Origin of the sequence: Allobosea sp. 2RAB26, from assembly GCF_052115465.1 — a bacterium.
GTDB lineage: Bacteria > Pseudomonadota > Alphaproteobacteria > Rhizobiales > Beijerinckiaceae > Allobosea.
On record NZ_JBFRGS010000005.1, the window covers coordinates 280,785 to 306,490 of the forward strand.

General features: G+C 64.5%; 22 protein-coding genes and 2 tRNA genes. 12 read left to right on the plus strand and 12 right to left on the minus strand.

Going from position 1 to position 25,706, the window contains the following annotated elements; translation table 11 throughout:
- Positions 1-47: 47 nt before the first annotated feature.
- Both AB4118_RS11755 and AB4118_RS11760 read right to left on the minus strand, forming a co-directional pair.
- Positions 48-341 carry a hypothetical protein gene (locus AB4118_RS11755; RefSeq protein WP_441489886.1) on the minus strand — a complete coding sequence of 98 codons (294 nt, stop codon included), beginning with the start codon at positions 339-341 and terminating at the stop codon, positions 48-50.
- A 154-nt stretch (positions 342-495) separates the two neighbouring features.
- Positions 496-569 (minus strand) — tRNA-Cys (locus AB4118_RS11760).
- Positions 570-762: 193 nt separating this feature from the next.
- On the opposite strand from AB4118_RS11760, the gene AB4118_RS11765 reads away from it, so the two are divergent.
- From AB4118_RS11765 to AB4118_RS11780, 4 genes are all read left to right on the plus strand, one after another.
- A tRNA-Asn gene (locus AB4118_RS11765) sits at positions 763-837 on the plus strand.
- 579 nt (positions 838-1,416) lie between these two features.
- Positions 1,417-2,058, plus strand: coding sequence for a protein-L-isoaspartate O-methyltransferase family protein (locus tag AB4118_RS11770; protein WP_441489887.1), 642 nt, complete (start codon positions 1,417-1,419; stop codon positions 2,056-2,058).
- 160 nt (positions 2,059-2,218) lie between these two features.
- On the plus strand, positions 2,219-3,619 hold the full coding sequence (locus tag AB4118_RS11775; protein ID WP_441489888.1) for a TolC family outer membrane protein: 1,401 nt from the start codon (positions 2,219-2,221) through the stop codon (positions 3,617-3,619).
- A gap of 237 nt (positions 3,620-3,856) precedes the next feature.
- Complete coding sequence (locus AB4118_RS11780) at positions 3,857-4,465, plus strand: PopZ family protein (RefSeq protein WP_441489889.1); 609 nt, start codon at positions 3,857-3,859, stop codon at positions 4,463-4,465.
- Between the two features lie 125 nt (positions 4,466-4,590).
- Here AB4118_RS11780 and AB4118_RS11785 read toward each other — a convergent pair whose 3' ends face one another.
- Positions 4,591-4,818 (minus strand): hypothetical protein, encoded by a 228-nt coding sequence (locus AB4118_RS11785; protein WP_441489890.1) that lies wholly within the window; start codon positions 4,816-4,818, stop codon positions 4,591-4,593.
- A 211-nt stretch (positions 4,819-5,029) separates the two neighbouring features.
- Between AB4118_RS11785 and dps the strand changes: the two genes are divergently transcribed.
- From dps to AB4118_RS11820, 7 genes are all read left to right on the plus strand, one after another.
- The gene (gene dps, locus AB4118_RS11790; protein ID WP_441489891.1) at positions 5,030-5,509 is read left to right on the plus strand and encodes a DNA starvation/stationary phase protection protein Dps; all 480 of its coding nucleotides are present in this window, start codon (positions 5,030-5,032) and stop codon (positions 5,507-5,509) included.
- A gap of 118 nt (positions 5,510-5,627) precedes the next feature.
- The gene (locus AB4118_RS11795) at positions 5,628-8,447 is read left to right on the plus strand and encodes a valine--tRNA ligase (protein ID WP_441489892.1); all 2,820 of its coding nucleotides are present in this window, start codon (positions 5,628-5,630) and stop codon (positions 8,445-8,447) included.
- A gap of 71 nt (positions 8,448-8,518) precedes the next feature.
- Positions 8,519-10,147: an alkaline phosphatase D family protein gene (locus AB4118_RS11800; RefSeq protein WP_441489893.1), complete on the plus strand. Its 1,629-nt coding sequence runs from the start codon at positions 8,519-8,521 to the stop codon at positions 10,145-10,147.
- Positions 10,148-10,307: 160 nt separating this feature from the next.
- Positions 10,308-10,889 carry a YqaA family protein gene (locus tag AB4118_RS11805; protein ID WP_113519105.1) on the plus strand — a complete coding sequence of 194 codons (582 nt, stop codon included), beginning with the start codon at positions 10,308-10,310 and terminating at the stop codon, positions 10,887-10,889.
- Between the two features lie 277 nt (positions 10,890-11,166).
- Positions 11,167-12,897 (plus strand): dihydroxy-acid dehydratase, encoded by a 1,731-nt coding sequence (gene ilvD, locus AB4118_RS11810; protein ID WP_441489894.1) that lies wholly within the window; start codon positions 11,167-11,169, stop codon positions 12,895-12,897.
- Positions 12,884-13,837 carry a tetratricopeptide repeat protein gene (locus AB4118_RS11815; RefSeq protein WP_441489895.1) on the plus strand — a complete coding sequence of 318 codons (954 nt, stop codon included), beginning with the start codon at positions 12,884-12,886 and terminating at the stop codon, positions 13,835-13,837. Before ilvD ends, AB4118_RS11815 begins: the two co-directional genes overlap by 14 nt.
- Positions 13,838-14,229: 392 nt before the next feature.
- Entirely contained in the window at positions 14,230-14,679 is a 450-nt protein-coding gene (locus AB4118_RS11820; protein ID WP_441489896.1) for a hypothetical protein, read from the plus strand.
- A gap of 64 nt (positions 14,680-14,743) precedes the next feature.
- Here the strand turns inward: AB4118_RS11820 and xth are convergent, their stop codons facing one another.
- The gene (gene xth / locus AB4118_RS11825) at positions 14,744-15,529 is read right to left on the minus strand and encodes an exodeoxyribonuclease III (RefSeq protein ID WP_441489897.1); all 786 of its coding nucleotides are present in this window, start codon (positions 15,527-15,529) and stop codon (positions 14,744-14,746) included.
- 189 nt (positions 15,530-15,718) lie between these two features.
- Complete coding sequence (locus tag AB4118_RS11830; RefSeq protein WP_441489898.1) at positions 15,719-16,168, minus strand: BA14K family protein; 450 nt, start codon at positions 16,166-16,168, stop codon at positions 15,719-15,721.
- Positions 16,169-16,440: 272 nt separating this feature from the next.
- Between AB4118_RS11830 and AB4118_RS11835 the strand changes: the two genes are divergently transcribed.
- Positions 16,441-17,007 (plus strand): TIGR00645 family protein, encoded by a 567-nt coding sequence (locus AB4118_RS11835; protein WP_441489899.1) that lies wholly within the window; start codon positions 16,441-16,443, stop codon positions 17,005-17,007.
- An 8-nt stretch (positions 17,008-17,015) separates the two neighbouring features.
- Here AB4118_RS11835 and AB4118_RS11840 read toward each other — a convergent pair whose 3' ends face one another.
- The 7 genes from AB4118_RS11840 to AB4118_RS11870 form a co-directional block, all read right to left on the minus strand.
- Positions 17,016-18,530 (minus strand): helicase HerA domain-containing protein, encoded by a 1,515-nt coding sequence (locus AB4118_RS11840; protein ID WP_441490037.1) that lies wholly within the window; start codon positions 18,528-18,530, stop codon positions 17,016-17,018.
- A 115-nt stretch (positions 18,531-18,645) separates the two neighbouring features.
- Positions 18,646-18,921, minus strand: a complete 276-nt coding sequence (locus tag AB4118_RS11845) for a YARHG domain-containing protein (RefSeq protein ID WP_441489900.1) — start codon at positions 18,919-18,921, stop codon at positions 18,646-18,648.
- 68 nt (positions 18,922-18,989) lie between these two features.
- A complete protein-coding gene (locus AB4118_RS11850; protein ID WP_441489901.1) occupies positions 18,990-19,505 on the minus strand; it encodes an ImmA/IrrE family metallo-endopeptidase in 516 nt (171 codons plus the stop codon).
- An 80-nt stretch (positions 19,506-19,585) separates the two neighbouring features.
- Positions 19,586-19,885, minus strand: coding sequence for a hypothetical protein (locus tag AB4118_RS11855; RefSeq protein WP_441489902.1), 300 nt, complete (start codon positions 19,883-19,885; stop codon positions 19,586-19,588).
- A gap of 83 nt (positions 19,886-19,968) precedes the next feature.
- Positions 19,969-21,180 carry a GGDEF domain-containing protein gene (locus AB4118_RS11860; protein WP_441489903.1) on the minus strand — a complete coding sequence of 404 codons (1,212 nt, stop codon included), beginning with the start codon at positions 21,178-21,180 and terminating at the stop codon, positions 19,969-19,971.
- A 154-nt stretch (positions 21,181-21,334) separates the two neighbouring features.
- Positions 21,335-22,315, minus strand: a complete 981-nt coding sequence (locus AB4118_RS11865) for a Gfo/Idh/MocA family protein (RefSeq protein WP_441489904.1) — start codon at positions 22,313-22,315, stop codon at positions 21,335-21,337.
- An 89-nt stretch (positions 22,316-22,404) separates the two neighbouring features.
- Positions 22,405-25,146, minus strand: a complete 2,742-nt coding sequence (locus tag AB4118_RS11870) for an autotransporter domain-containing protein (protein WP_441489905.1) — start codon at positions 25,144-25,146, stop codon at positions 22,405-22,407.
- Between the last annotated feature and the right edge of the window lie 560 nt (positions 25,147-25,706).

Consider the following 25,706-nt stretch of genomic DNA (forward strand, 5'->3'; position numbering starts at 1 on the left):
TTGCTTCTGGGCGGGAGAATCGACCTCCGGGCCGGTATGCGGCGCTATCAGCGGTAATAGGGCCGGCCGTAATACTGGCGATGGCGCCAGTGCCCGCGTGCATAGCCATAGGGCGGCGGGCCGTAATGGCGGCGGCCGTAATAGCCGCGTGGGGGACCGTAGCGATAACCGTGAGAATAGTGTCCCCGGCCATGGCGCCAGTCGCGATACTGAACCTGCTGAATGTCGGACGTCCCGCTCAGCAGGTCGCCAGCCGTGGTCGGTGGCGCTGCGAGTGCGGCTGCGGGCAGGGCAGCCGTCAGGCCCAGCATCAGGGCCGAGGCGAGGAAAAAGTTTCGCATGATTCGTCTCCAGGTGAATCGGATCGACAGCATGGAAGCCGATCGGGCTCGAACCGGTGATGAACGGGATTGTCCGGAACCGTTCATGACGCGCAAGGCACAGATGCCTCGCTTTCGCGAGGATCAGGGCAGTCAGCGCATTATGTTAAGGAGGTGGAGGCCTCGCCCGGAATCGAACCGGGGTGCAAGGATTTGCAGTCCTCTGCGTAACCACTCCGCCACGAGGCCATCCGGGGACAGTCACGCTGCGGTGATGTCCTAGGGCCGCCTATAACCACATGGCGCGCCGGCCCGCAACCGGGAACAGCAGCATTCGTCATGATGACCTATGGTCACCTGTGGATGAGCGGAATTCCTGCCATCGAAGTGTCTTAAAGGGCTTGCGCCCGGACAAAGGCGTCGCTATTACCCCGGCCATCGGTCCCGGATAGCTCAGCGGTAGAGCAATCGACTGTTAATCGATTGGTCGCAGGTTCGAATCCTGCTCCGGGAGCCAACACTTCTTACATTCATGAAATTGATGCCCGTGTGCCATCTCCTCTACGAGGGGGCGGCAGCGTGTCGGCTCGCGATTTCAGAATCTTATGCGCTTTTGCTGATCCGAGCTCTCGGCATGTCGGCGCGTAATGCGCGTCCGCCCTTGCGCGATCCCCTCACCACGATCCGCCGAGGTTCGTTGATCAGGGCGTGGCCGCCAGGCGCCGATCGACGGCGCGGGCGCGGAGCTGCGTGGAGAGGATGGGCCGAGCCCTCTCGATGTCATGATCAGGATCGAGGGATCGCTGAGCGATCGCTATTGGGCAGAATGACCGAATCCAAACCGGTCTGATTCAGAGGCCGCGATCGCAGATCAATCGAGATGTCGCCGGCAGAATCCTGCCGGTCGAATCTTGGCCGGATTGCCTCGCGACGACGCCGTCAGGTCGTCTGTGGATGCGGCGCGCATGTGCTCCTCGGCCGTGAGAACTCGCTGCAGCCGAACCGGTGTCCTGCCGCGGCCATCTTGCCTTTTGCGACCGCCTCGAACAAAAGCTGAGGACGGCGAACACGCGCCGCGCAGACGGAGATTGAGGATATGGACAGCTTCACCGAGCTGCGCCGGATGATGGTCGATTGCCAGTTGCGGACCTATGACGTGACGGACCGTGCGGTTCTCACGGCTGCCGACCGCGTTCCGCGCGAAGCATTTCTTCCCGCCGAACTCTCCCACCTTGCCTATCTCGATCAGTCTGTCGCCTTGCCGGGTACGAGCCGGGCGCTGATGACGCCGATGGTGATCGTGCGGATGATCCAGATGCTCGGCATTCAGCCTGGCGAGCGCGTGCTCGAATATGGCGGCGGCACGGGATATGGCGCTGCATTGATGTCGGATATGGGCGCGGTCGCCACGCTTTGGGAGCCTGATGCGGCTGCCCTGGATCAGGCTCGTGGCGCGCTTGCGCTGGCTGGCGCTGTTGGCGTCACGCTCAGCGCCACACGGCCTGCCGAATCTCATTTCGACGCGATTCTCGTCAGCGGCGCCTGCGAGACCGTTCCAGAGAGCCTTTTTGGTCTCGTCAACGATAACGGCCGGCTGATCCTGGTCGAGGGGCAGGGGCGGGCCGCGCGGGTGCAGCTTTATCAAAAGAGCGCCCAAACCATGTCGGCGAGGCCGGTTTTCGATGCTGCCGCGCCTGTTTTGGAAGAATTCCGCCGCGTTCCGAGTTTCGAATTTTGATTCGGCAGTGTCGCATTTATGCGGCACTGCGCCATGGAAACGATTGTTCGCGCCTTGGTGAGATTGGCGCGGGCCGCGGCTCCGGGTATGAATCACTACAACTATGCCGAGGCTGGGGCGATGCCTGGGCGAGACTTGAGTCCGCACAAGAGGCGTCCACGTGAACGAAAAAGAAATTAGGCGGAAGTCGGCCGGATACGGTCTCGCTGCGGTTCTGGCCACCGTTTTGGCCGCCAGCCAGATCACGACGGCTTCTGCGCAGACGATGGATGCATCGCTGGCGCGGGCCTATAATGGCAACCCGACGCTGAATTCGCAGCGCGCCTTGGTGCGCGCCACCAACGAGAACGTGCCCCAGGCACTGTCCGGCTACCGGCCGCGAATCACCGCCTCGGCGGATATCGGCGCGAGCCTGCTTGACGCCAATCAGCCCGGACAGGGCAACAGCACGTCCCGCCTGGCGCCGCGTGGCGCAGGCGTCCAGATCGACCAGAACATCTTCGACGGTGGCAAGACCCGCAGCTCCGTCAGCCAGGCGGAATCGCAGGTGCTGGGTGCGCGGGCGACGTTGCGCAATACCGAGCAGAACGTGCTGCTCGATGCCGCCACGTCCTACATGAACGTGCTGCGCGACACGGCGATTCTCAGTTTGAACCGCAACAACGTCGAGGTTCTCGAGGAGCAACTGCGCCAGACGCGCGACCGATTTCAAGTCGGCGAAGTAACCCGGACCGACGTGGCGCAGGCAGAAGCCCGGCTGTCGCAGGCGCAATCCGCGGAGATTCTGGCGGAATCGAACCTCAAGACCAGCATCGCGCGCTTTCGCCAGAATGTCGGTGTCGAGCCAAAGCAGCTCGCGCCCGGACGGCCCATTGAGAACCTGCTGCCGAAGTCGCTGCCGGCCGCGCTTGACATCGCGTTGGTAGGGCATCCTGCGGTCATCGCGGCTCTGCACGGCGTCGATGCGGCGGAGTTGCAGGTGAAGGTCACGGAAGCGGACCTCTATCCGACCGTGGGTGTGCGCGGCTTGGTTGCGCAGCGCTATGACAGCCAGCTTTTTGGTGACAATCGCTTCTCGGCGAGCGCTGTGGCGACGCTGACAATCCCGATCTACGAGGGCGGCCAGGTCTACTCACGGACCCGGCAGGCCAAGGAGACGGCCGGCCAGCGCCGGATCGACGTCGACACGTCGCGCGACACCGTGCGTGCTGCCGTCGTCTCCGCCTGGGGCGCCCTTGATGCCGCCAAGGCGCAGATCATTGCGGCTCAGGCACAGGTTCAGGCGGCTGAGACCGCGCTTGCAGGCGTCCGCGAGGAAGCCAAGGTCGGTCAGCGTACCACGCTCGACGTGCTCAACGCGCAGCAGGAACTGGTGATTGCCCGGTCGACGCTGGTGACGGCGCAGCGAGATCGGGTCGTCGCATCCTATGCCGTGCTCTCGGCCGTTGGCCGGCTTTCGGCTGAGACGCTGAAGCTCAAGACCGCGGTCTATGACTCCCGCAAGCATTACGATCAGGTCAAGGGTCTGCTCTGGGGCACCCAGGTTCCTGACGGTCGCTGAGGCAGCCTTGAGTGTTAATGACGGGGGCTGAAGGCCCCCGTTTCTGTTGTGGTCCGCCCGCTCTGTTTTGCAGCGGGCTTGCGCGCTGATCGATGGGAGACATTCCGGCAACAGACCGGATTTCTCCTGTGGGTGGGCCGGAACCTGCCTTGCTTGGCGCTCTTTGCGTGGAATACTCAACGTTGGGGCTGCGTTTGATTCGATCCGCGCGCCCGGTGTCGAGTGGTCGGACCCAGCATGAGCGCGCAACCCAAGCCCAACGAACCGTCGATGGAGGAGATTCTCGCCTCCATTCGCCGGATCATCGCGGATGACGAGGTCAAGCCCGCCGAGGCTAGCGCACCTGCGCCGACGCCAGAGCCGCCACCCGCGGCGCCCCAGTTGCAGCTCGTCGAGGAGATCGATGACGACGTGCTCGATCTCGGAGCCGAGGCGAGCCTGGTCGTATCACCGACGATGGCTGAGCCCGAGCCTCCGGCTGTGGCCATTCAGCCCAGCCTGGATGTCGATTTCCTCGAAGCGGCCGAGCCCGAGTTCAAGCCGGAGCCGCAACCGGAGCCGCCGGCGCAGATGTTCGTGCCGCCAGCCTTCGTTCCGGCACAGTCCGCACCGCCATCGCTCGATATGGCTGCTCTGATTTCGGAACAGGCCGGCTCGGCCGTGAACAATGCCTTCGGTGCGCTCGCCCACACAGTCCTGACCAACAACGCGCGTACGCTCGAGGATCTGGTCAAGGACATGCTGAAGCCGATGCTCAAGACCTGGCTCGACGACAATCTGCCGACCATGGTGGAACGTCTGGTGCGCGCCGAAATCGAACGCGTCGCCCGCGGTAACCGGCACTGAGGCATTTCCCGCTCACCAGGACGAGATTGGTCGGCTAAGGTATCGGCCTGAAAGGTGGATTGCAGTCTCGATGCAAACACAGAAGGTCGGTTCATCCGCCCGGATACGAAATCCAGTCCGATGATCTAACGCCCGCGTAGCCGTCCGTGGACCCGTTGTGGCACTCTGATGTCGTCAAAGGCGCCGGCATCGTGCAACTGCTTGATGGCGAACCCGGCGAGGGTCAACGCGGCGGTTGGCCCGCCAAGTCGTGAGACCAGCATCGCCAGGCCGACCGCGACAGGGCGTGAAAAACGTCCCGAAGCCGCTTCGACGGCGAGCCATGCTCCGAGACTGTGAACGAGGAGCTTCATCCGGTCATCCTGCTGTGCTTGAGGGGCGGGGACAATCTGATCGATGAAGGCCTAACCGCTGAGACAGGTCGTGGTTCCGTATCTCCGTCGTTTGACGATTGCGCCGGGGCGTGCCTGATTCGGATCCGAAGGAGTGCGAAGCCGTCCTCGGGGGCAGACAGTTTCGCGAGCCCGACGCCACCTTCAGCGAGTCTCAACGCGAGGACTGACTATGAAGAAGCCCACGTCACGCATCGATCTGAAGTCCAACACCAAAACCTCAATGATCAGCCTGCTCAATGCCCGCCTGGCGGACGGCATCGATCTTGCGCTTGTCACCAAGCAGGCCCACTGGAATTTGAAGGGCCCGGGCTTCATCGCTATCCACGAGATGCTCGATGGCTTCCGCGCCGAGCTCGATACCCATGTCGATACAGTCGCAGAGCGCGTGGCACAGCTTGGCGGGATTGCGCTGGGCACAACGCAGACTGTCGCGTCGGGCACGACGCTGAAGCCCTATCCGACAGAGATCGTTGCGGTGAAGGATCACCTCGCCGAACTGATCGAGCGCTACGCCGAGACCGCCAAGACCGTCCGCACCGCGATCGACACCGCGGCTGAGGCTGGAGATGCGGACACGGCCGATATCCTGACCGGCTATTCTCGGGCGCTCGACAAGGCGCTCTGGTTCCTGGAGTCGAGCGCGGCCTGACATCCGCATTGTCGAAAGCGTTGACGGGACGCCCACGCATGGGCTCTTAAGACCAACGACCTTTTGGCCTGACCTTCGGCCGGGGCTTTCCCCGGCCATTTTGCGTTCGAGCGAAGCAATGATGGACAAGACATTCGAGCCCGCCACCGTCGAGGCGCGCATCAGCAAGGCCTGGGAAGAGGCCGAGGCCTTCCGGGCAGGGCGTGGCGCCGAGCCGGGCGCTGAGCCCTATTGCATCGTCATTCCGCCGCCGAACGTGACTGGCTCCCTGCATATGGGCCATGCGCTCAACAACACGCTGCAGGATGTGCTCTGCCGCTTCGAGCGCATGCGCGGCAAGGACGTGCTCTGGCAGCCGGGCACCGACCATGCCGGCATCGCGACCCAGATGGTGGTCGAGCGCAAGCTTGCCGCCGAGAACAAGACCAACCGCAGGACCATGGGCCGCGAGGCCTTCCTCGAGGAGGTCTGGCGCTGGAAGGCGGAGTCCGGCGGCACCATCGTCAACCAGCTGAAGCGGCTCGGCGCCTCCTGCGATTGGTCGCGCGAGCGCTTCACCATGGACGAGGGGCTGAGCGCGGCCGTGCTCAAGGTCTTCGTCTCCCTGCACAAGCAGGGGCTGATCTACCGCGCCAAGCGGCTGGTGAACTGGGATCCGAAATTCCAGACCGCCATTTCCGATCTTGAGGTCCTGCAGGTCGAGAAGACCGGCTCGTATAAATGGCAGCGCGGCGGCGAGGAGGAATTCGACTCCGCCAAGCTCGACAAGGCGCTGAACCGCGATCCGAGCGGGCATCTCTATTATTTCAACTACCCCCTCGAAGGCGTGGTCTACGACCTCGACGACGCTTCGACCTTCATCACGGTTGCGACGACCCGGCCGGAAACGATGCTGGGCGATACCGGCGTCGCGGTGCACCCCGAGAACGAGCGGCTGAAGGGCCTGATCGGCCGGAACGCGATCCTGCCGCTGGTTGCGCGCGTCATCCCGATTTTTGGCGACGACTATGCCGACCCGGAGAAGGGCACAGGCGCGGTCAAGATCACGCCGGCGCATGACTTCAACGATTTCGAGGTCGGCAAGCGCCACAAGCTTGCGGTCATCAACATCCTCGACGGCGAAGCGCGCATGCTTCTCGAAGCGAACGAGGACTTCCTGGCCGGCGCCAAGCCCGAGCAGGCGGTGCAGGCTCTGCACGGCCTCGACCGCTTCGCTGCCCGCCGTCTCGTCGTTGCACTGATGGCAGAGCGCGGCTTGCTGGTGAAGATCGAACCGCATGCGCATACCGTGCCGCATGGCGATCGCTCCGATGTCGTGATCGAACCCTGGCTGACCGATCAGTGGTATGTCGACGTCAAGCCGCTGGCGGAACGCGCGCTCAAGGCCGTGAAGGATGGGCGCACCAAGATCACGCCCGATAGCTGGACCAAGACCTATAACGACTGGCTCGAGAACATCGAGCCCTGGTGCGTCTCGCGTCAGTTGTGGTGGGGGCACCAGATTCCGGCCTGGTACGGACCGGATGGCGAGTGCTTCGTCGCCGAATCCGAGACCGCTGCACAGGCTCTGGCGGTCGGCCATTACGGCGGCCCGGTTGCGCTGACGCGCGACGAGGACGTGCTCGACACCTGGTTCTCGTCGGCGCTCTGGCCGTTCTCGACGCTGGGCTGGCCGGAGGATACGCCGGAGCTCAAGCGCTATTACCCAACGGCGACGCTCGTCACCGCCTTCGACATCATCTTCTTCTGGGTCGCCCGGATGATGATGATGGGCCTCAACTTCATGGACGAGGTGCCATTCAAGGACGTCTATATCCACGCCATCGTTCGCGACGAGAAGGGCGCGAAGATGTCGAAGTCGAAGGGCAACGTCATCGATCCGCTGACGCTCGTCGACAAGTATGGTGCCGACGCCCTGCGCTTCACGCTCGCTGCCATGGCGGCGCAGGGGCGCGACATCAAGCTCGCGACCTCGCGTGTCGAGGGTTATCGCAACTTCGCAACGAAGATCTGGAACGCCTCGCGCTTCGCCGAGATGAATGGCTGCCAGCGCGTCGAGGGTTTTGATCCCGCTCTGGTCACGCAGCAACTCAATCGCTGGATCCTCAGCGAGGCGGCCCGGGCCGCCGACGAGATCGCGGCCGGCATTGCCAGTTTCAAGTTCAACGAAGCGGCAGGCGCCGCCTATCGCTTCGTCTGGAACGAGTTCTGCGATTGGTATCTCGAGCTGGCGAAGCCCGTTCTGCAGGGCGACGGTGCAGCCGCAGCGGAGCGGGCTGAGACACAGGCGACCGTTGCCCATGTCATCGACCTGATCTGCCAGCTTCTCCACCCCTTCATGCCGTTCCTCACCGAGGAGCTCTGGGCCGTGAAGGCGGGAGAGGGGGCTCAGCGCAAGCTTGCCAAGGGTGATGCCGCGCTGGTCTGCCTGACGCGCTGGCCCGAGCTTGCCGGCCTCACGAACGAGGCGGCCGAGGCTGAGATCGGCTTCGTCGTCGATCTGATCTCCGATATCCGCTCGGTCCGCTCCGAGACCAATGTGCCGGCCGGCGCGCAAGCGCCTCTGGTCCTGGTCAAGGCGAGTGCTGCGACCAAGGCGACGATCGAAGCCTGGGCTCCGATGATCGAACGGCTGGCGCGCGTCTCCGCGATCGGCTTCGCCGAGATCGCCCCGCCGCAATCCGCCCAGATCATCGTGCGTGGCGAAGTCGCGGCTCTGCCGCTCGCCGGCATCATCGACCTCGACGCGGAGCGGGCGCGCCTGACGAAGGAGCTCGCCAAGCTCGACCAGGACATTCTCGCGGTGGAGCGCAAGCTCGGCAATCCGGATTTCGTCGCTCGTGCGCCGGAAGAGGTCGTCGAGGAAAACCGCGAGCGCAAGGCGCAGGCCGAGGCACGGAAGGTCAAGATCGGCGAAGCGCTGGTGCGGCTGCAATAGCCCGGTAGCGCGTCACTCCCGCGTTATGCAAAGACTGGTAGGGTTCCAAACGCGCTTGCTGGAGCCCTGCCATGTTTCGCCGCAATGCCTTCGATCGGTTCCTTGTCGATGACTTCCTGACGGAAGCTGGTACGCCCTCGCGCCGGCGTTTTCTGCAGGGGCTTGCGGCCTCGGGCCTGTTGCTCACCGGCGGCGCTGTGCTCGACCAGCGGGTCTGGGCCAATCCGGTCTTCGCTGCCTATCCTTTCGGGCTCGGCATCGCCTCGGGCGATCCGTCTGCCGATGGCTTCGTGATCTGGACCAAGCTCGCGCCCCTGCCGCTTGCGCGCAATGGCGGCATGCCCATGAAGGCTGTCGAGGTCACCTACGAGATCGGTGCCGAGGCGAATATGCGCCAGATCGTGCAACGCGGCTCGGCCCTGGCCCGGCCCGAGCTCGGCCACGCCGTCCATGTCGAGGTCTCCGGGCTGGAACCGAACCGCGACTATTTCTACCGCTTCACGTGCGGCGGCGAGCGCACCATCACGGGCCGTGCCCGTACCTTCCCGTCGGCGAATGTGTCGGTTGAGCGGGTCCATTTCGGTGTGCTCGGCTGCCAGCGCTACGAGGACGGCCATTTCACCGCCTTTCGCCATGTTGCGGATGAACACTTCGATTTCATCTACCATTACGGCGACTACATCTACGAGTACCGCATGGTGCGGCCGAACGAGCGGCCCTTGGCTGTCGCGCGCGTCATGCCCGGAGATCCCGACGAGATCTATTCGCTCGCCGACTACCGGCATCGTTATGCGATCTACAAATCCGATCCCGACCTGCAACTGGCCCATGCCTCGACATCGTGGCTGGTCTCGTTCGACGATCATGAGGTCGACAACAATTTTGCAGGCCTGGTCTCCGAGCAGAATGTTCCCCCGGAGATCTTCGCGCTGCGCCGCGCTGCCGGATTCCAGGCCTGGTATGAGCATATGCCGTTGCGCCGGGCGTCGATCCCGAGCGGTCCTTCGATCCAGGCCTATCGGCGCTTCCTCTATGGCGATCTGGCCCAGATCGATGTGCTCGACACCCGCCAGTTCCGCTCGGACCAGCCTTGCGGAGATGGCTCGCACGCAGCCTGCGCTGACGCGCTGAAGCCTGAAAACACGATGCTTGGCGAAAAGCAGGAGGCCTGGCTTGCCGAGGGCCTGCGCAGTTCGAGAGCGCGATGGAACGTGCTGGCTCAGCAGGTCATGGTGATGCGCCACGACCGCGATCCCGACCCCAGGAAGGTCGGCTACAGCATGGATAAATGGGACGGTGCAGTGGCGGCACGCCAGCGTCTGTTCGACACGCTGGAGAGCGCTGGCACGGCCAACGCAGTCGTGCTCACCGGAGACATCCACCAGAACTGGGCGGGCGAGCTCAAGGCCAATTTCGACGATCCCAAGTCCAGGACGCTTGGCGTCGAGTTCGTCGCCACCTCGATCACCTCGGGCGGCGACGGAGCCGACACGACAAAGGCGGGACAGGTCGCCCTGCAAAAGAACCCGCATATCGGGTTCTTCAACAATCAGCGCGGCTACATGCGCCATACCCTTTCACAAGGCGGCTGGCAGGCCGATTACCGCGTGCTGGACCGGGTTATCACTGCCGGAGCCGCGATCTCGACCCGTGCCAGCTTCGTCGTCGAGGCCGGAAAACCGGGGATGTCGCCGAAATGAACCGCTGTCTGCGCTGCCCGTATCAGGACATGAATCGGTCGCCAAATTGACCTTGAACTAAGAGACCTCTGGCAAATTCCCGGGGACACGATTAGATGCGCGCGGGGTGCAAGTCTGCCATGCGCCGTTCGATCCACTGCACGAGACACTGAACCGACGCATGCTCAAGCGAGCTTATGATTGGTGCGTTTCCTACGCATCCCACCCCGCCGCGCCGTGGCTGCTCTTCGCCCTGACTTTTGTCGAGAGCTCGGTCAGCCCGTTGCCTCCGATTCCGCTGCTGCTGCCGATGTGCATCGCGCGGCCGGACCGGGCCTGGTTCTACGCCGGGATCTGCTCGCTCGGCGCCGTCACGGGGGGCTATCTCGGCTATGCGATCGGCGCCTTCCTGTATGAATCCGTCGGCGTCTGGCTGATCAGCATCTACGGGCTTCAGGACAAGGCCGCCCATCTGATCTCGAGTTCGCAGGATTTCTGGTTCTGGGTGCTCGTCACCAAGGGGCTGACGCCGATCCCGTTCAAGATCGTCACGATCATGTCGGGCTTCCTGCATTTCGACATCTGGAAGTTCACCATCGGCATGGTGATCTCACGCGTCACCTTCTTCGCCATGATCGCGCTCGCGCTACGCTTCTACGGCGACAACATCCGCATCTTCATCGAGAAGCACCTGCCGCTCAGCGTGACGCTTCTGCTCGTGGTGGTCGTTGGCGGGTTCTTCGTCCTGCCCATGGTTCTCTGAGCTGCGGTTCCTCAAATTGTGACATCGTGGCAACACCGCTGAGGCATCGCATGCGCGCTGTCCTGAGCTGGATCAGATGCCGCGATGCCGCCACAAAGCGCCCCCAGCAAAGAGGGACGTTAAGTCACTGAGATTTAGATGATTTAAAGTCGGGTTTGTCCGGTTGGAAGATTATGTCCTTCCCGAGCCTGCAAAGAGACTGAACGTTGCGCCTGGCGCGGGCTGCGTGGCACATCTGCCGCGCGCTCAAGCGCAGGGTGGAGCGAGGACAGGTAGAATGGACGCGCGCGTTTTCGATAAGTCGAAGCTACCCAGCCGGCATGTCAGCGTCGGGCCGGCGCGCGCTCCGCATCGTTCCTACTACTATGCGATGGGGATGACCTCGAAGCAGATCGCGCAGCCCTTCGTCGGCGTTGCGTCCTGCTGGAACGAGGCGGCTCCCTGCAATATTTCGCTGATGCGCCAGGCGCAGGCCGTCAAGAAGGGCGTTGCTTCGGCCGCGGGCACGCCGCGCGAGTTCTGCACCATCACGGTGACCGACGGCATCGCCATGGGCCACCAGGGCATGAAGTCGTCGCTGGCCTCGCGCGAATGCATCGCCGACTCGGTCGAGCTCACCATGCGCGGTCACTGCTATGACGCGCTGGTCGGCCTTGCCGGTTGCGACAAGTCACTTCCGGGCATGATGATGGCGATGGTTCGCCTCAACGTGCCGTCGATCTTCATCTATGGCGGCTCGATCCTGCCGGGCACCTTCAAGGGCAAGCCGGTCACCGTCCAGGACGTGTTCGAGGCCGTCGGCAAACACTCCGTCGGCGCCATGTCGGACGAGGACCTGAAGGAACTAGAAGAGGCGGCCTGCCCGTCCTCGGGCTCCTGCGGCGCCCAGTTCACCGCCAACACCATGGCGACGGTTGCCGAGGCTATCGGCCTTGCGCTGCCCTATTCCTGTGGCGCGCCTGCGCCCTACGATGTGCGCGACACCTTCTGCTACACCGCCGGCGAGATGGTGATGGAGCTGATCGCCAGGAACATCCGCCCGCGCGACATCGTCACCCGCAAGGCGTTGGAGAATGCGGCCATGGTCGTGGCGGCCTCGGGCGGCTCGACCAATGGTGCGCTGCACTTGCCGGCGATCGCACATGAATGCGGTATCGATTTCGATCTCTTCGCCGTCGCCGAGATCTTCAAGAAGACCCCCTACATCGCCGACCTGAAGCCAGGTGGGAAATATGTCGCCAAGGACATGTTCGAAGTCGGCGGCATTCCGCTGTTGATGAAGACCCTGCTCGACCATGGCTACCTGCATGGCGACTGCATGACCGTGACGGGCCGCACGATTGCCGAAAACCTCGCTTCGGTGAAGTGGAACGATGAGCAGGACGTAATCCGCCCCGCCAACAAGCCGCTGTCCGACAATGGCGGTGTCGTCGGTTTGCAGGGCAATCTCGCCCCTGAGGGCGCGATCGTGAAGATCGCGGGCATGCCGGCCGAGAGCCTGGTCTTCACCGGGCCGGCTCGCTGCTTCGACTGCGAGGAGGACGCCTTCAGGGCCGTCACCAATCGCGAGTACAAGGTCGGCGACGTGCTGGTCATCCGCTATGAGGGCCCCAAGGGCGGCCCCGGCATGCGCGAGATGCTGTCGACGACCGCGGCCCTCTACGGCCAGGGCATGGGCGACAAGGTCGCGCTGATCACGGACGGGCGATTCTCCGGCGCGACGCGCGGTTTCTGCGTCGGCCATGTCGGCCCCGAAGCCGCTGTTGGCGGGCCGATTGGCCTCATCCGCGATGGTGACATTATCGAGCTCGATGCCATCACAGGAAAGCTCGCGTGCCGCCTTTCTGATGCCGAACTTGAGGAGCGTCGTAAGGCCTGGAAACCGCGCAAGACCGACTACAATTCGGGCGCGCTGTGGAAATACGCGCAAACGGTCGGCTCCGCCAAGGGCGGGGCCGTGACCCACCCAGGAGGGGCGGCAGAAACCCATTGCTATGCGGATATCTGAGACCATCATAGCTGGAGCATTCCTGATCCTGGGCTGCCAGTCGGCAGCCTGGTCGCAGGATGTCATGGGCCGGGCACCGATCCCGCCGCGCTCGATTCCGGGCGCTCCGCTGCCGGAGCCCGAGGGGCCGCCTCCCGCGGGCCTGCAGGCCCTCCCCAATGGCCGCGTGCTGGCGCCTGCGCCGAACGCTCCCGCCGCGCATGCCGCGCTGCCGCTGGCGCCCTTCGCTAGCGCGCGCGATGCGCTGAAGGCCTGGATGCGCGATTCGACTGCTGGTGATCAGGCCGGCGCCGTGCGCGCGCTCGAATATGCCGCGGCTCACGGCCACCTCACGGCCCAGTACAAGCTCGGCCGGATGTATGCCGGTGGCGAAGGCGTTCCCAGCAATGATCTGAAGGCCTTCGAGTACTTCTCTAAGATCGCGGACGAGAATGCCGATGCGATTCCCGGCACGGCCGACGGGCGTATCGTTGGCAGCGCCTTCGTAGCGCTCGGCAGCTATTTCACGGACGGCATCAAGGGCTCCTATGTGAAGCCCAATATCGACCGGGCCTTCGATATGTTCCACTATGCCGCATCCTATTTCGGCGATCCCGACGGGCAGTACAATCTTGCCCGGCTCTACATGAACGGGCAGGGCACCGGCCGCGACCAGCGACAGGCAGCGCGCTGGATGAAGCTTGCAGCCGAGAAGGGGCATGTGCCGGCGCGTGCCGTTTTTGGCGACATGCTGGTTCGTGGCAGCGATGGCGTTCCGCGTCAGGTCTCACAAGGGCTGATGTGGCTTGCTCTGGCACGCGATGCTGCCGATCCGGCGCGTGAAGCCTGGATCTTCGAGCGCTATGACGCGGCCTTCGCTGCGGCTTCCGTGAGTGACCGCAACGCGGCGCTATCGCTGGTTGAGCGCCAGCAGGTTGCAGGCCGCTCCAGCGAACGCTGAAAGCCGTACACCGACGTCTCTGGCCGCCCCACGCGGCGGCGTAACCCGCGGCGGGCAAGTACGCCCTGACGTGCCCACCGCATCGCTCTTTCCTTCAGCCCTGCATACATCCTCGCCTTGTCGTTGCGTGGGAAAACCGTTGCTCGCGCCCCGGCGCCTGATGTCGCGAGTCGGAGCTGCCGCGAACCGCGCCGGTTTTCTGGCGCACGCCGTCTGCTCTTCGGCGGCCGCACATTTCCGGAAGCGGGCCGCACCGGGCGAAACGGGCGCACACCGAGATGTGATGGCGCCGGCTTGTCCGAGGCCTGAACACGGATCAATGTTCATCGTATGTTCATGCGGTAAGGTGGAGATTCACCACAAGGCGAGGCTCACTTGATGGGAGATTCGTCATGACCTCAATGCTCAGCATCACCAAGACGACTGCCGCTGCTTTCGCCGCGGTCATGGCAGTCGGTGTCATCGCATGGTCGGCGCCAGCCGAGGCGCGGTTCGGCGGCGGCGGCGGCTTCCAGGGTGGCGGAGGCTTCCATGGCGGTGGCGGAGGCTTCCACAGTGGCGGCATGGCCTTCCACGGCGGCGGCGGCCGAATGGCTGGCTTCGGAGGGGGCGGTTTCGCCCATCCCGGTTTTGCCCGCCCAGCCTTTGCCGGTCGGTCGGTTTTCTTCCACCAACAGCGGTTCAACCATAACCGGTTCTTCGTCGGCCCGGCCTTCGCATTCGGCGTCGGCGCGCCCTATTACTACAACACCTATTACAATGACGGCTGCTACTATGCGTGGCAGCAGCACTACGACCAGTGGGGTTACGCTGTCGCTCGCCGCGTCTTGGTCTGCTACTGACAAGCCGTTCCATGCGGCGCGGACGACGCTTGGTCCGGGCAATAGCCGCGCAAGGACGCGCTGATCACGCTGCCTTCAACTCCACGATGACCGGCACGTGATCCGAGGGCTTGTCCCAGCCGCGGACATGTTTGGCGATCGAGACAGCGGCAAGCTTGTCTGCAGCGTGCGGCGAAAGCAGCAGATGGTCGATCCGGATGCCGTTGTTCCGCTGCCAGGCGCCAGCCTGATAATCCCAGAAGGTGTAAAGCCCGCCGGAATCCGTGGTCGAGCGTAGCGCTTCGGTGAAACCGAGATTGACGAGCCCGCGGAAGGCGGCCCGGGTCTGCGGGAGGAACAGCGCGTCATCGACCCAGGCCGCGGGGTCGCGTGCATCACGCGGCTCGGGGATGACGTTGTAATCGCCGGCCAGGACCAGCGGCTCTTCCTGGGCAAGCAGCATTTGCGCATGGGCGGTCAGGCGGCGCATCCAGCCAAGCTTATAGGGATATTTCTCGGTATTGGGCGGATTGCCGTTCGGCAGGTAGATCGAGGCGATACGGACTACGCCACCGGCATAGGGCAGCACGCCCTCGAGATAGCGAGTCTGCTCGTCGGCATCGTCTCCCGGCAAGCCGCGGCGGACATCCTCGAGCCTGGCGCGGCTGAGAATCGCGACGCCGTTGAAGGTCTTCTGGCCATGGGTCTCGACCTGCCAGCCGGCCTCCTCGATTTCGCGCCGCGGGAAATCCCCGTCGACGCATTTCAGCTCCTGCAGGCAGAGGGCGTCGGGCTCGGATTCCCTGAGGAAATCGAGCAGATGGCCAAGCCGCTGGCGGACCGAATTGACGTTCCAGGTGGCAATGCGCAACGGGCTGGCTCCGAGTCAGGTCGAGGGCTGAATAAGCGTCAGAGATCGGCCGCTGACAACCCTGCAGTGGTGCCGGTCATGCCAAATGGCGTCAGCATCCGTGCCCAAACAGCACATCTCCCCATCAAAAAACCTCCCCATGTCGCCATGGAGAGGCTCGATGTCGTGGCGCTGAATGCGCGTCAGCGCTCAGGGACAGGCGCGCACCACGCCGCCCGCGCCGATATAGGTTCCGGTCTCGGGGTCGTAGCTGCGGAACCGGCGCGCGCAATAGGCGACTGCATCGGCATCCGGGGAGGCATAAACCGGGCCTCCATAGACGGGGCCGCCATAGACAGGGGCCGGAGCGGCGTAGACCGGACCAGGCGCAAGCAATGCGCCAGCTGCCAGTGCGCCGATGGCGCCCGCTGCAATGCCGGCACCGACGGCCGCACCGCGTCCGCCGCGATAATAGCCGCCGCGGTAGCCGTAGCCGGGGCCGTAATATCTCCGGTACTGCACACTCTGAATCAGATCCTTGACCGATTCGGCGACAGCCGCTGCTGAGCCAGTCGTCGCGCTCAACGGCGCGGCGCTCGCCGGGGCAGTCAGGATGACGCCTCCTAGCAGCGCGGTGGCGATGGCGAGGGTCTTGATCATGACGAAACTTTCTCCTTTCCTCTCGAACGTGAGAGGAACGCCAGTGTTCCTCCAATCCATGGCAATTTTATAGTGCAAGGCGACGGCGTGAAAGCCCCGGCCGTCAAGATCCGTGAAATTTCGTCCTTACAGCGCTTCGTCATCGCATTTCAGCATTTCGATGCAAAGTTCGGCTCAGGATTGGCGCTTGTCTCGCAGGCGCTTCCGCACCATCTAGCGACGGCATGATGTTGCTTCGCAACACGATCCCTTCCCGCATCCGGAACCACTCTATGCTGCACCAGAACCCGACGCTGCCCCCTGCCGAGGCGATGAAGCCGTTGCCGATGATCATTTTCGGCTCGCGCTGGCTGCAGGTGCCGCTCTATCTCGGCCTCATCGTCGCGCAATGCGTCTATGTCTTCCTGTTCCTGAAGGAACTGGTCCACCTCGTTACACATGCGACGCAGTTCGGCGAGCAGCAGATCATGCTGGTCGTGCTCGGGCTGATCGATGTGGTGATGATCTCCAACTTGCTGATCATGGTCATCGTGGGCGGCTACGAGACATTCGTTTCGCGCCTGAAGCTCCATGGTCACCCCGATCAGCCGGAATGGCTGAGCCATGTCAATGCGAGCGTCCTGAAGATCAAACTCGCCATGGCGATCATCGGGATCTCGTCGATCCACCTGCTCAGGACCTTCATCGAGGCCGGCAATATCGGCAATACGGGGCGGGTGACGAATTACACCGAGACCGGGGTCATCCTGCAGACGGTGATCCACGTCGTCTTCATCTTCTCGGCCATGGGCATCGCCTGGGTCGACAAGATCACTCTGCCGGCCGGCAAGGGCCACTGAGCCGCGGGTCAGGCCCTGAGACCGCGCGGCGTCCCCTTGGTGCTGCGCGGCTGCGCCTGGCCTGGCGCAGTCTCGACGCCGATCGTCGGCAATGCCAGCGTGCGTTGGCCGCGAAAATCGACATGGCAGACGAGGAGCCCACGCTCCTCGATATAACCCAGAACGCGGCGGGCGCGGCCCGGCGAATGACTGCCATAGACCTCGGCGAGCTCGGCGTCGGTCGGGGCGGGAGCGCCCTCGATCGCGGTGCGGGCAATGTAGAGAAACAGGCTCTGGAGGTCGTCCGGCAGGGTGGCTGCGGCGTCGAGCGAGACCTGCCAGGCATGGGACGCCGTGATGTCCTCACTCGCGCCTGCGCGGGCTACGGCGAGCCGCCGGCGGAAGTCATCGAGGCTGAGCGATGATTGACCGACGCGGCGCATGCGGCAGCGCACCGTAAAGTCCTGATAGACCACGGCGACCTGGCGGCTCCGCGTTTCCGGATCCTCCATCAGATCGCGCAGGATCTCGGTCATGATCGCCTCGCGCTCTTCCGGTTCCATCGGAATCTCGGGCTCCGGCTCGACGGCGGGGGCAGGGCGGTAGCTCTCGATCTGGCGGAGCACCTCGTTGGCTGCCGGGCGCGGCCGCGGCGTGGGGCGCGGGACCCAGGAGGTGACGGGAGGTTCGTTCTCGCCCGCTTCGAAAATCAGCTTGCTTGCATCCTCCGGGGCCTGTTCGGGCAGGGGCATCAGGCCGGGCGCACTGCCGCGATCGACCGAGGACACGGCGCCGATCCTGAGCGGCAAGGGGCGTTTCGACAGCGCCGGGCCCAATGCGACGAACTGGCCACGCTCGAGGTCGCGGAACATCTCGGCCTGGCGCCGGTCCATGCCGAGCAAGTCGGAGGCGCGCTGCATGTCGATATCGAGGAAGGTGCGGCCCATCAGGAAGTTCGAGGCCTCGGCCGCGACGTTCTTGGCAAGCTTGGCGAGACGCTGAGTCGCGATCACCCCGGCGAGGCCGCGCTTGCGGCCGCGGCACATCAGATTGGTCATGGCGCCGAGGGAGAGGCGACGCGCTTCGTCCGACGCTTCGCCGGCCATGACGGGCGCGAAGAGCTGCGCCTCGTCGACGACGACCAGGATCGGGAACCACAGGCTGCGATCGACGTCGAACAGCCCGCCGAGAAAGGCGGCCGTCGCGCGCAACTGCTCGTCGGCGTCGAGATTCTCGAGGTTGAGCACGATCGAGACACGATGCTGGCGGACGCGGATGGCGATACGCTGCAATTCGGCCTCGCCGCAGGCGGCGTCGACCACGACATGGCCGAACTGACCGGCCAGCGAGACGAAATCGCCCTCCGGATCAATCACGGCTTGCTGGACCAGCGGTGCGCTTTGCTCCAGCAGCCGGCGCAGCAGATGCGACTTTCCTGAGCCGGAATTGCCTTGGACCAGCAGGCGCGTCGCCAGCAATTCGGCGAGATCAAGCAGCGCGGGTTGTCCACCCTGGGTCAAGCCCATGTCGATGCCCGTCGTCATGCTCTGGTCTTGCTGCTCCGTCTGCCGCCCTGTTCCCGGACCGGCGCTTCTAACACACTGGAACTGGCCGATGGCCGGATACGGCCGGCCTTCCACAACTATCGGCCCCGGCAGATCAGCGCAGGCAGCGCCGCGCGCGTTCTTCACGCTGAATGTCGGCGATCATGCGGCGCTGGGTGTTCGACAGCGGCAGTTCCTCGGCATTGTCGTATTGGCAGCCGGCATTACCAAAGGCCGCGATACCGCGCTGGGTGCGGAAGCAGTAGCCCTGCGCCTTGTAGATCTCGTTGCGGGCATACCAGAGCTCATCGCAGGTTTGCTGCGCGAGAGCCGGCGCAGGCATTCCTGTCAAAGTCAGGAATGCCATGATCATCAATGTCTTGTGCGGCATGGTTCACTTCTTGAATCGAGTCGGCTCGATGCAAGATTGGGCCGCCGGACGAGCCCGGGCAAGCGGGGCTATTTCAACTCGCTCTTGCGCAGCATGGCGGCGCTCATGCTGACTCCGAAATGTTCGCTCATTTCGCCCGCACTCATATGGCGGATCGCTTCGATATTCGGGATCAGCAGGGCGGCGGCATAGCGCCGGGCCTGATACTCCATCGCCCGGACCTTGGCCGAGAGGCGCTCGGCCTGCGAGCCGGCAGGGGCGCGATGCAGGATGCCTTCATGGCCGAGCAGGGCATGTCCGACCTCATGGGCGATGGTCATCAGCGCCCGGCTTTCGCCGCGCAGGGCCGCGAGAAACACGGGTTCCGGGATCCGAAGGCGCTTGGTCTCAGAATCCCATTGCGCCTCGGCGTCGGCGAGTTGGCCGTCCGGTACACGTTCATAGGCAAAATTCGGGTAGCGGGCCTTCAGCCGCGCCATCAGGATCATGAAATCAATGCCCTGTTCGTCGCGGAAGCCGAGTTCGCGGCGATGGCTCAAGGCGCGGGCATCGATCTGGGCATCGGTCAGGAATGCGGGCTTCATGACAGCCTCCCGTGACGGAGCGGGAGCAGCCTAGCGCGCTCTTTGCCAATGCTCAATCCAGGATCATCAGGCTTGCGCAGCTAGCGCGGGGCCATCTCGAGGCAGGTCAGGACCTGGACATAGCTGGGCGGGCCGCCGAGTTGCGCGCTCTCGACGCAGGTGTTGCGGCTCTGCGCTGGATAGGCCGACCAGCGTTGTACCAACGTCGCGCGCGCCTGGTTCTCGTCGTCCTGGCAGGCCTGGGCGGTACGACCGACCCCCATGCTGGAACGGCCGACGTCGCGGCACGTGTTGACGACATCGAAGCGCGGCGGCCCATCGGAAACGGGAACGAAGAGACCGGTTGATAGTGATAGTGAGAGAAGGGCTGCGCTGATCATGGCGGAACCTCCGCAGGAGTGCCCGCGCGTTCTACGCGTTCAAACCGGGCCTGCTCCAGCATAGCGCGTCGCCTGCACAGCCGCTAGCCAAGCGTAAACCGGTCTCTGCCCTTCGCCTTGCTTACGTAAAGCAGACCGTCCGCCCGCCTGTAGATTTGCTCCAGTGTTTCAAGGCCGTCGAAGAGGGCCGCGCCGACGCTGGCGGTCAGGTGAGGGGCAGTGTCCGAGGCGTCATGGGGAATGTCGAGCGAGGAGACCGCGCGGACGAGATTATCAAGCATGGCGCATGCCGTATCAGGCCTGACTCCATAGAGGATCAGGCCAAATTCCTCGCCTCCCAGGCGCCCAACCATGTCCATCGGCCGCCGCAATCTCGCTTCGAGCGCGCGGGCCAGGCTGCGCAGAGCCAGGTCGCCGGCCTGGTGTCCGTAGCGGTCATTGTACTTCTTGAAGTGATCGACATCGAGAATGGCGAAGACGAGACCGGCGCGCTCGCGCCTGGCCTGGCGCAAGGCCGTTGCGGCGTGCTCCTCGAAGAAGCGCCGATTGCCGATACCGGTCAGTGCGTCGGACATGGCGCGGTTGTGCAGCATCCGACGCAGCAGGAAGTGATCGCGCTGGGTGTATTCGCGCAGATAGGCGCCGACCGCGCCGACGAAGACGGCAAAGAACATCAGGATCGAGATCCGGATATGCTCATGGATATGGCCGGGATCGAGCATGACGAACCCGAGCAGAGCATTCAGGACAGCGATCAGCATCGCTGCCGCGACGCTTTGATGGAAGGTCAGGCCGACCGGCAGGAACACCGCCATGATGATGACGAAGCCGGCCAGATCCGCCTGGGCGAGGCCGCGCAGCTTGAAGACATTGGCGCTGACTGCACTCGTCGTTCCAATCAGCACGAGAACGAGGAAGCTCAGCCGGTTATAGGCACGGGGCAGACGCTTGCCGACGAGGACCGAGATCAGGGAAAGCAGGACGGCGAGCGTGATCCAGCGCAGAGCGGCTGCGGCCAGGGCGTCGTAGCGCTGCGCCCGATACTCCGTCAGCGGGTCGATCCGTGCGATGTCGAGCGCGATGAAGACGAGCCAGATTCCGAGCGCGGTGAGCGCGCAGACCAGCGTGCTCATCCGCTGCTCGATGCGCATATAGCGGCGGTATTCGTCTTCCAGCCCCGAGACGAAGCGCAGGCGCTTGAAGCCTCGCGCGCGCTGCCTTGCATAGGAACTGTCGCGCGCAGGCGCCGGGGGCGCGTTTTCCGCGGCGTCTATGACCTGTTCCAAAGCACTCACCGCACAAGCCTGCGAGCGGAGTGCCTAACACTCCGTTGGGGAGAGGGGCACTGCGTCGCAATCGCTGCGGGTGTGCGCGGGGACGGTTTCGGAAGCCTTGCGCCGGTGATGAGAATGCGAGGGAAGGCGCGCGGCCCGCGCCCTAACGCCATTCCTAGCCATGCTCGCTGGCCAGAATGGCCTCGACGATCTCCTGAACGTTCAGGGCCTCAGGCAGCGTCGCGAGATGATGCGGCCCGCCCTGCGTGAGGCGGATGACACCCTCGAGCTGGCGCCTGAGTGCGACGGGGCGTGCATCCGCCTGTGACAATGCGTCGGCAGCGCGTTCCCAGCTGCCATCGGGCAGACGGCGTTCGGCGATCGACCAGTCGCAAAGCCGGACCGCGCCCCTATCACCTTCCAGCATCCAGATATTGTGGTCATCCTTCCCAGTGCTCCCGACACTGCCCTTGAGCGCGACGGGGATGTCCCCGGCCAGCAACCTGGCCTCGATCCGGCGCTCCGATTTGCCCGCCTCCGGGAAGGCCACGCTCGCCGTGAGCCCATGCAGGGGGCCAACCAGCCTGCGGCTCAGGAAGAGGAAATGCGACACGACCTCGCGGGTGAAACCGCCCTGCGGGGTTCTGTCCAGCCAGGCCGCGGCGTCGGCCTGCCAGGGGCGCGGCCAGGTCGCGAAGGCGACTTCGATCGAGACGCGGGACAGAGTGCCGACCGCATCCTGCGCGATCCACTCCATCAATGTCGCTACGGCGAGCGAGGACGCGAAGGGGAAATTGACCGCGCCTCTGTCGCCGGCTTCCGCAACAAAGGCGCGCGCATCGGCGACATCGACCGCCAGCGGTTTCTCGCAAAAGACGCTCTTGCCGGCGCTGATGGCGGCGCGCGCGTGGGTGAGGTGGGAGGCTGGAGGCGAGGCAATATAGACGCAGTCGCTGGCGGCGACGACCGCTGCGGCGTCAGTCAGCCGCGGAACCTGCGGGAAGGTTGCGGCCATGCGCTCCATTGCCGAAGGCGCCGGATCCCAGACGCCGCTGACCTTCACCAGTTCCTGGGACTGGTCGAGAATGGCGTGCAGCAGCCGCTCGCCCATGATGCCTGCGCCAATGATCCCGATCGAGAGAGTGCCGTTCTGCATCGCCTAAGAATCCCTGCTCTGAGCCGAGGAGCGCGATAGCAGGATTCCGTCAGCGCCACGAGCGCGCGAGCGGCCGTAATCACGCGTCGCTACCATGTGGCGCGCAGCCCGGCGGTGAATACATGGGTGGTGGCGTCGGCATTGAGCCGGACATCATAGTCGGCGAACAGTGTGGCGTAGCGGCCAGCGCGTGCCGACAGGCCCAGGCCGAGGATGGCGCTGTCGCGCGCCACTCTCGCGCCCTGGACCGGGAAGGAGGCCGCAGGCGCCCCAATGAAGGCGGCATCGAGCACCATCGCATCGTCGAGGAACTCGTGCTGCCAGCGGCCACGAAGCTCGACAGCGACGCGGCTGGAGGCGAGATCGAACTCCTTCGCCAGGCGCAGGCCCAGGCTGCCGAGGAGGCTTTCCGCGGATTGCTTGCCGGCCGTCAGGCCAATGCTGCCAGCGCCGGTCTCGCTGAATCCGTCCTGCTGCAGATAGCTGTAACGCAGTGCCGCCAGCGGCTCGAGCTTAGACGAACCGAGATCAAGGGCGTAGCCGGCTTCGAGCGCGCCGGTGAAGCGATCGCCACCGTATTCGGCCCTTGCCTGGCGAGAGAGCCCACCGAAGCTGATGCTGCGCTCAGATTCGAAATCGAGGCGGGCATAACCGAAGGTACCATCAAGGCGCAGCGGGCCGCGTGTGTAGCCGCCATAGAGCGCGCCTTCATAGGCCTTGATGCCGCCCTTGCCGGAGAAGTTGCGGAATTCGGCGTCAGTGCTGGAGTAGCCAGCGCTGAGCCCGACCAGAATTTCCGGAGTGATCTGCCGGTCAAAACCGGCGATCATCCCGCCGCCGCGATACTCGGCCCCGCCGGCATTGGCATCGCCACCAAGCGTCCCGATGATGCCATAGCCCCGCGCCCAGACATTGTTCTGGGCTGAAGCCGGCCCGGCCGGCAGGCGCATCAGCAGCGCTGCGGCGGGACTCGCCGCGGCGCTCGATGCATAAGCCATTGCGGTGCCGGTTGCGGTGGGTTCGGCCTGGCCGGAGCGCAGATCGCTGAGCCGTTGCGAGATCATGGCACTGAAGGGGGCAGAGCCGCCGAGGGCGAGAGTACCAAGGCTGGCATGCGCCTCGCCGGAGAGGCCGGCAAGGGCCTGTCGCGCGCCATCCCGCGTGCCGGCGGCCTGCAGCAACCCCGCTACGTCGCGTAGATCCTGATCCGCACCGGCAACGCCGCGTTCGAGCGCGGCGCCGGCGGCGCATTGGTTGGCCGAGGCGCAGACGCCTGGCGTATCGAAGGGCAAGGTGCGGATATCGAGATGCGCCGTGTTCGGCTGGTAACGCAGGCTCGCCTGGATGAAGGGCGCCGAACCATCGCCCGGCGGCCCCTCGATGCCGTCGAAGCGGCCGATGAGGCCCTGTCCGGCGCTGAGCACCGGCATGGTCTGGAAGCGCGGCAAGAGTTGCGCCCGGCCTCCCATGGCGACGAGGCCGGAAAGGCTGCCGGTGCCGGTGACGGCAAGGTGGTTCAGCCCACCGATTGGGCTGACCTGCTGAACCAGAATGCCACCGGCCTGCTGCACGTAATTGCCGCTGATGGTCAGCGTGCCAGCGCCGCGGCTATCGCCGGCCCAGAGGGTGCCGGCATTGGTGACTGAGCCCGTGATCAGGCCGGTACCAGTGAGCGTGCCGGCCGCACCGATACTGGTCGGCGAGGCGATGCTGCCCATGATCGAGAGAAAGCCGCCGTCGACGCGTGTCGCACCGGCATAGGAGCTGTGGCCCGTGAGCATGAGTTCGCCCGCGCCGCGTTTGACGAGACCGCCGGCCCCGACGATGTCGTTTCCGAAGACGGCGAGGCCGCCGGGCTGCTCGACGACGAAATCGCCCCAATCGAAACGGCCAGGTCCGAGCACTGCCTTGCCGACATCGAGCAGGCCGTAGCCGAATATGTCGTCGACGCCGGGAGCGCCGATGTCCCGGGCGGTGCCGAGCAGGGTCTGGCGCACCTGATCGGCGCTGAAGAACGGGAACATCTGCCAGACCAGGGCCGCTGCACCTGAGACATGGGGAGCTGCAAACGACGTGCCGTTGACCTTGGTGTATCCGCCGTTCTTGTCGGCGACGACGATGGGATCGTCTGGAAATTCGCCCCACCAGTCCCCGCCGCCGGGAGCCGTCAGGCACCAGTTCTTGGCCACGCCGCAGCGGTTCGTGTACAATGGCTCGTAGCCTGGTCCGTAGGCCACCACGGCCAGCCAGCCGCGCTCCAGTTCCGGGAAATGATAGGGCAGGCCGGCTTCGATGCTCGGCTGGGTCCGCTCGTCATTCCCTGTACCCCAGACCAACAGGGCGCCAGATGCCACTGCACGACGATAGGCCGGCAGCTCCTGCCATCGAGCAAGCTCGCTCTGCGTCACCGACGTGACAGGATCGAAGCTGCCCCAGCTGTTGTTGATGACGCGCACCCCCCGGGCCACGAGCCCATCGTAGGCTGCAACGAAGCCTGAAGACGGTGCCGGAATTCCATCCTGATCAAAGACGCGCGCGCTGAGGATCGTAGCGCCTGGCGCCACGCCATGCATGCCGATGCCGTCGCGATTGGCAGCGATTACTGAGGCGACGCCCGTGCCGTGCCCTCCGGGGTCGGTCACAAGAGCGGTGTTCGCGATATAGTCGTAGCCACCCCCAAAGCGGCCTGCGAATTCGGAATGCCCGGTGAACACTCCGCTGTCCACAACGCCAACCAGGATGCCCGTGCCGTCGACGCCTCGCGCATAAGCGTTTGCGGCATTGATATAATCGAGTCCCCACTGAGCCTTGTATTCGGGGGGTCTCCACATACTGGGATCGGTAAGGAGGCCGCCCGACTGGGCTGAAGCAGCACTCGCCAGTGCCGTCGTCAGCAACAGGGCAGCGGCGGCTTTCTTAGGCAAGGACGGCACGCAGGCCTCAAAGGCAGGAATCGGGCGGTCCGGTCGATGATCGTCGGTCCAAGGCTTTGCGGCCGTATCTCCCCACCGTCAATACGGCAGATTTCGTATGGTGAAGGTGGGGTCAAGTTGGTTCGGAGACTTCGACGACGCCTTCCAGTATGAGGACTTTGCCAAACCCTGGTCTGCGCGTTGCATCGCGGTGACCGAGAATTTCGAGCGCGAGACCGGGCTCAAGGCCTATGAGGCCTGGATGAGAAGCAGGACCGGCATCCCTTCTGAGTGCGGGCGCCAGGTTCGCGCTCCACTCCTTTCGCATTGCTTTGGGCCTCGAAGCCAAGGACGAAGGCCCTGCGGTGAGCTCAGGGTCTGGGGTCCGCAATTGGCCATCTCCACCCGTCCTGCTCGCCTGGCCGATCGCCATTCGCGTATCGCGTTCCAGAGCGATGTGCGATCGCCGAACCTCTGCC

Coding starts and splice junctions, on each gene's coding strand:
- AB4118_RS11755 (WP_441489886.1), bottom strand. CDS start 341: ATGCGAAACTTTTTCCTCGCCTCGGCCCTGATGCTGGGCCTGACGGCT.
- AB4118_RS11770 (WP_441489887.1), top strand. CDS start 1,417: ATGGACAGCTTCACCGAGCTGCGCCGGATGATGGTCGATTGCCAGTTG.
- AB4118_RS11780 (WP_441489889.1), top strand. CDS start 3,857: ATGAGCGCGCAACCCAAGCCCAACGAACCGTCGATGGAGGAGATTCTC.
- AB4118_RS11785 (WP_441489890.1), bottom strand. CDS start 4,818: ATGAAGCTCCTCGTTCACAGTCTCGGAGCATGGCTCGCCGTCGAAGCG.
- dps (WP_441489891.1), top strand. CDS start 5,030: ATGAAGAAGCCCACGTCACGCATCGATCTGAAGTCCAACACCAAAACC.
- AB4118_RS11795 (WP_441489892.1), top strand. CDS start 5,628: ATGATGGACAAGACATTCGAGCCCGCCACCGTCGAGGCGCGCATCAGC.
- AB4118_RS11800 (WP_441489893.1), top strand. CDS start 8,519: ATGTTTCGCCGCAATGCCTTCGATCGGTTCCTTGTCGATGACTTCCTG.
- AB4118_RS11805 (WP_113519105.1), top strand. CDS start 10,308: ATGCTCAAGCGAGCTTATGATTGGTGCGTTTCCTACGCATCCCACCCC.
- ilvD (WP_441489894.1), top strand. CDS start 11,167: ATGGACGCGCGCGTTTTCGATAAGTCGAAGCTACCCAGCCGGCATGTC.
- AB4118_RS11815 (WP_441489895.1), top strand. CDS start 12,884: ATGCGGATATCTGAGACCATCATAGCTGGAGCATTCCTGATCCTGGGC.
- AB4118_RS11820 (WP_441489896.1), top strand. CDS start 14,230: ATGACCTCAATGCTCAGCATCACCAAGACGACTGCCGCTGCTTTCGCC.
- AB4118_RS11830 (WP_441489898.1), bottom strand. CDS start 16,168: ATGATCAAGACCCTCGCCATCGCCACCGCGCTGCTAGGAGGCGTCATC.
- AB4118_RS11835 (WP_441489899.1), top strand. CDS start 16,441: ATGCTGCACCAGAACCCGACGCTGCCCCCTGCCGAGGCGATGAAGCCG.
- AB4118_RS11840 (WP_441490037.1), bottom strand. CDS start 18,530: ATGACGACGGGCATCGACATGGGCTTGACCCAGGGTGGACAACCCGCG.
- AB4118_RS11845 (WP_441489900.1), bottom strand. CDS start 18,921: ATGCCGCACAAGACATTGATGATCATGGCATTCCTGACTTTGACAGGA.
- AB4118_RS11850 (WP_441489901.1), bottom strand. CDS start 19,505: ATGAAGCCCGCATTCCTGACCGATGCCCAGATCGATGCCCGCGCCTTG.
- AB4118_RS11855 (WP_441489902.1), bottom strand. CDS start 19,885: ATGATCAGCGCAGCCCTTCTCTCACTATCACTATCAACCGGTCTCTTC.
- AB4118_RS11865 (WP_441489904.1), bottom strand. CDS start 22,315: ATGCAGAACGGCACTCTCTCGATCGGGATCATTGGCGCAGGCATCATG.
- AB4118_RS11870 (WP_441489905.1), bottom strand. CDS start 25,146: ATGTGGAGACCCCCCGAATACAAGGCTCAGTGGGGACTCGATTATATC.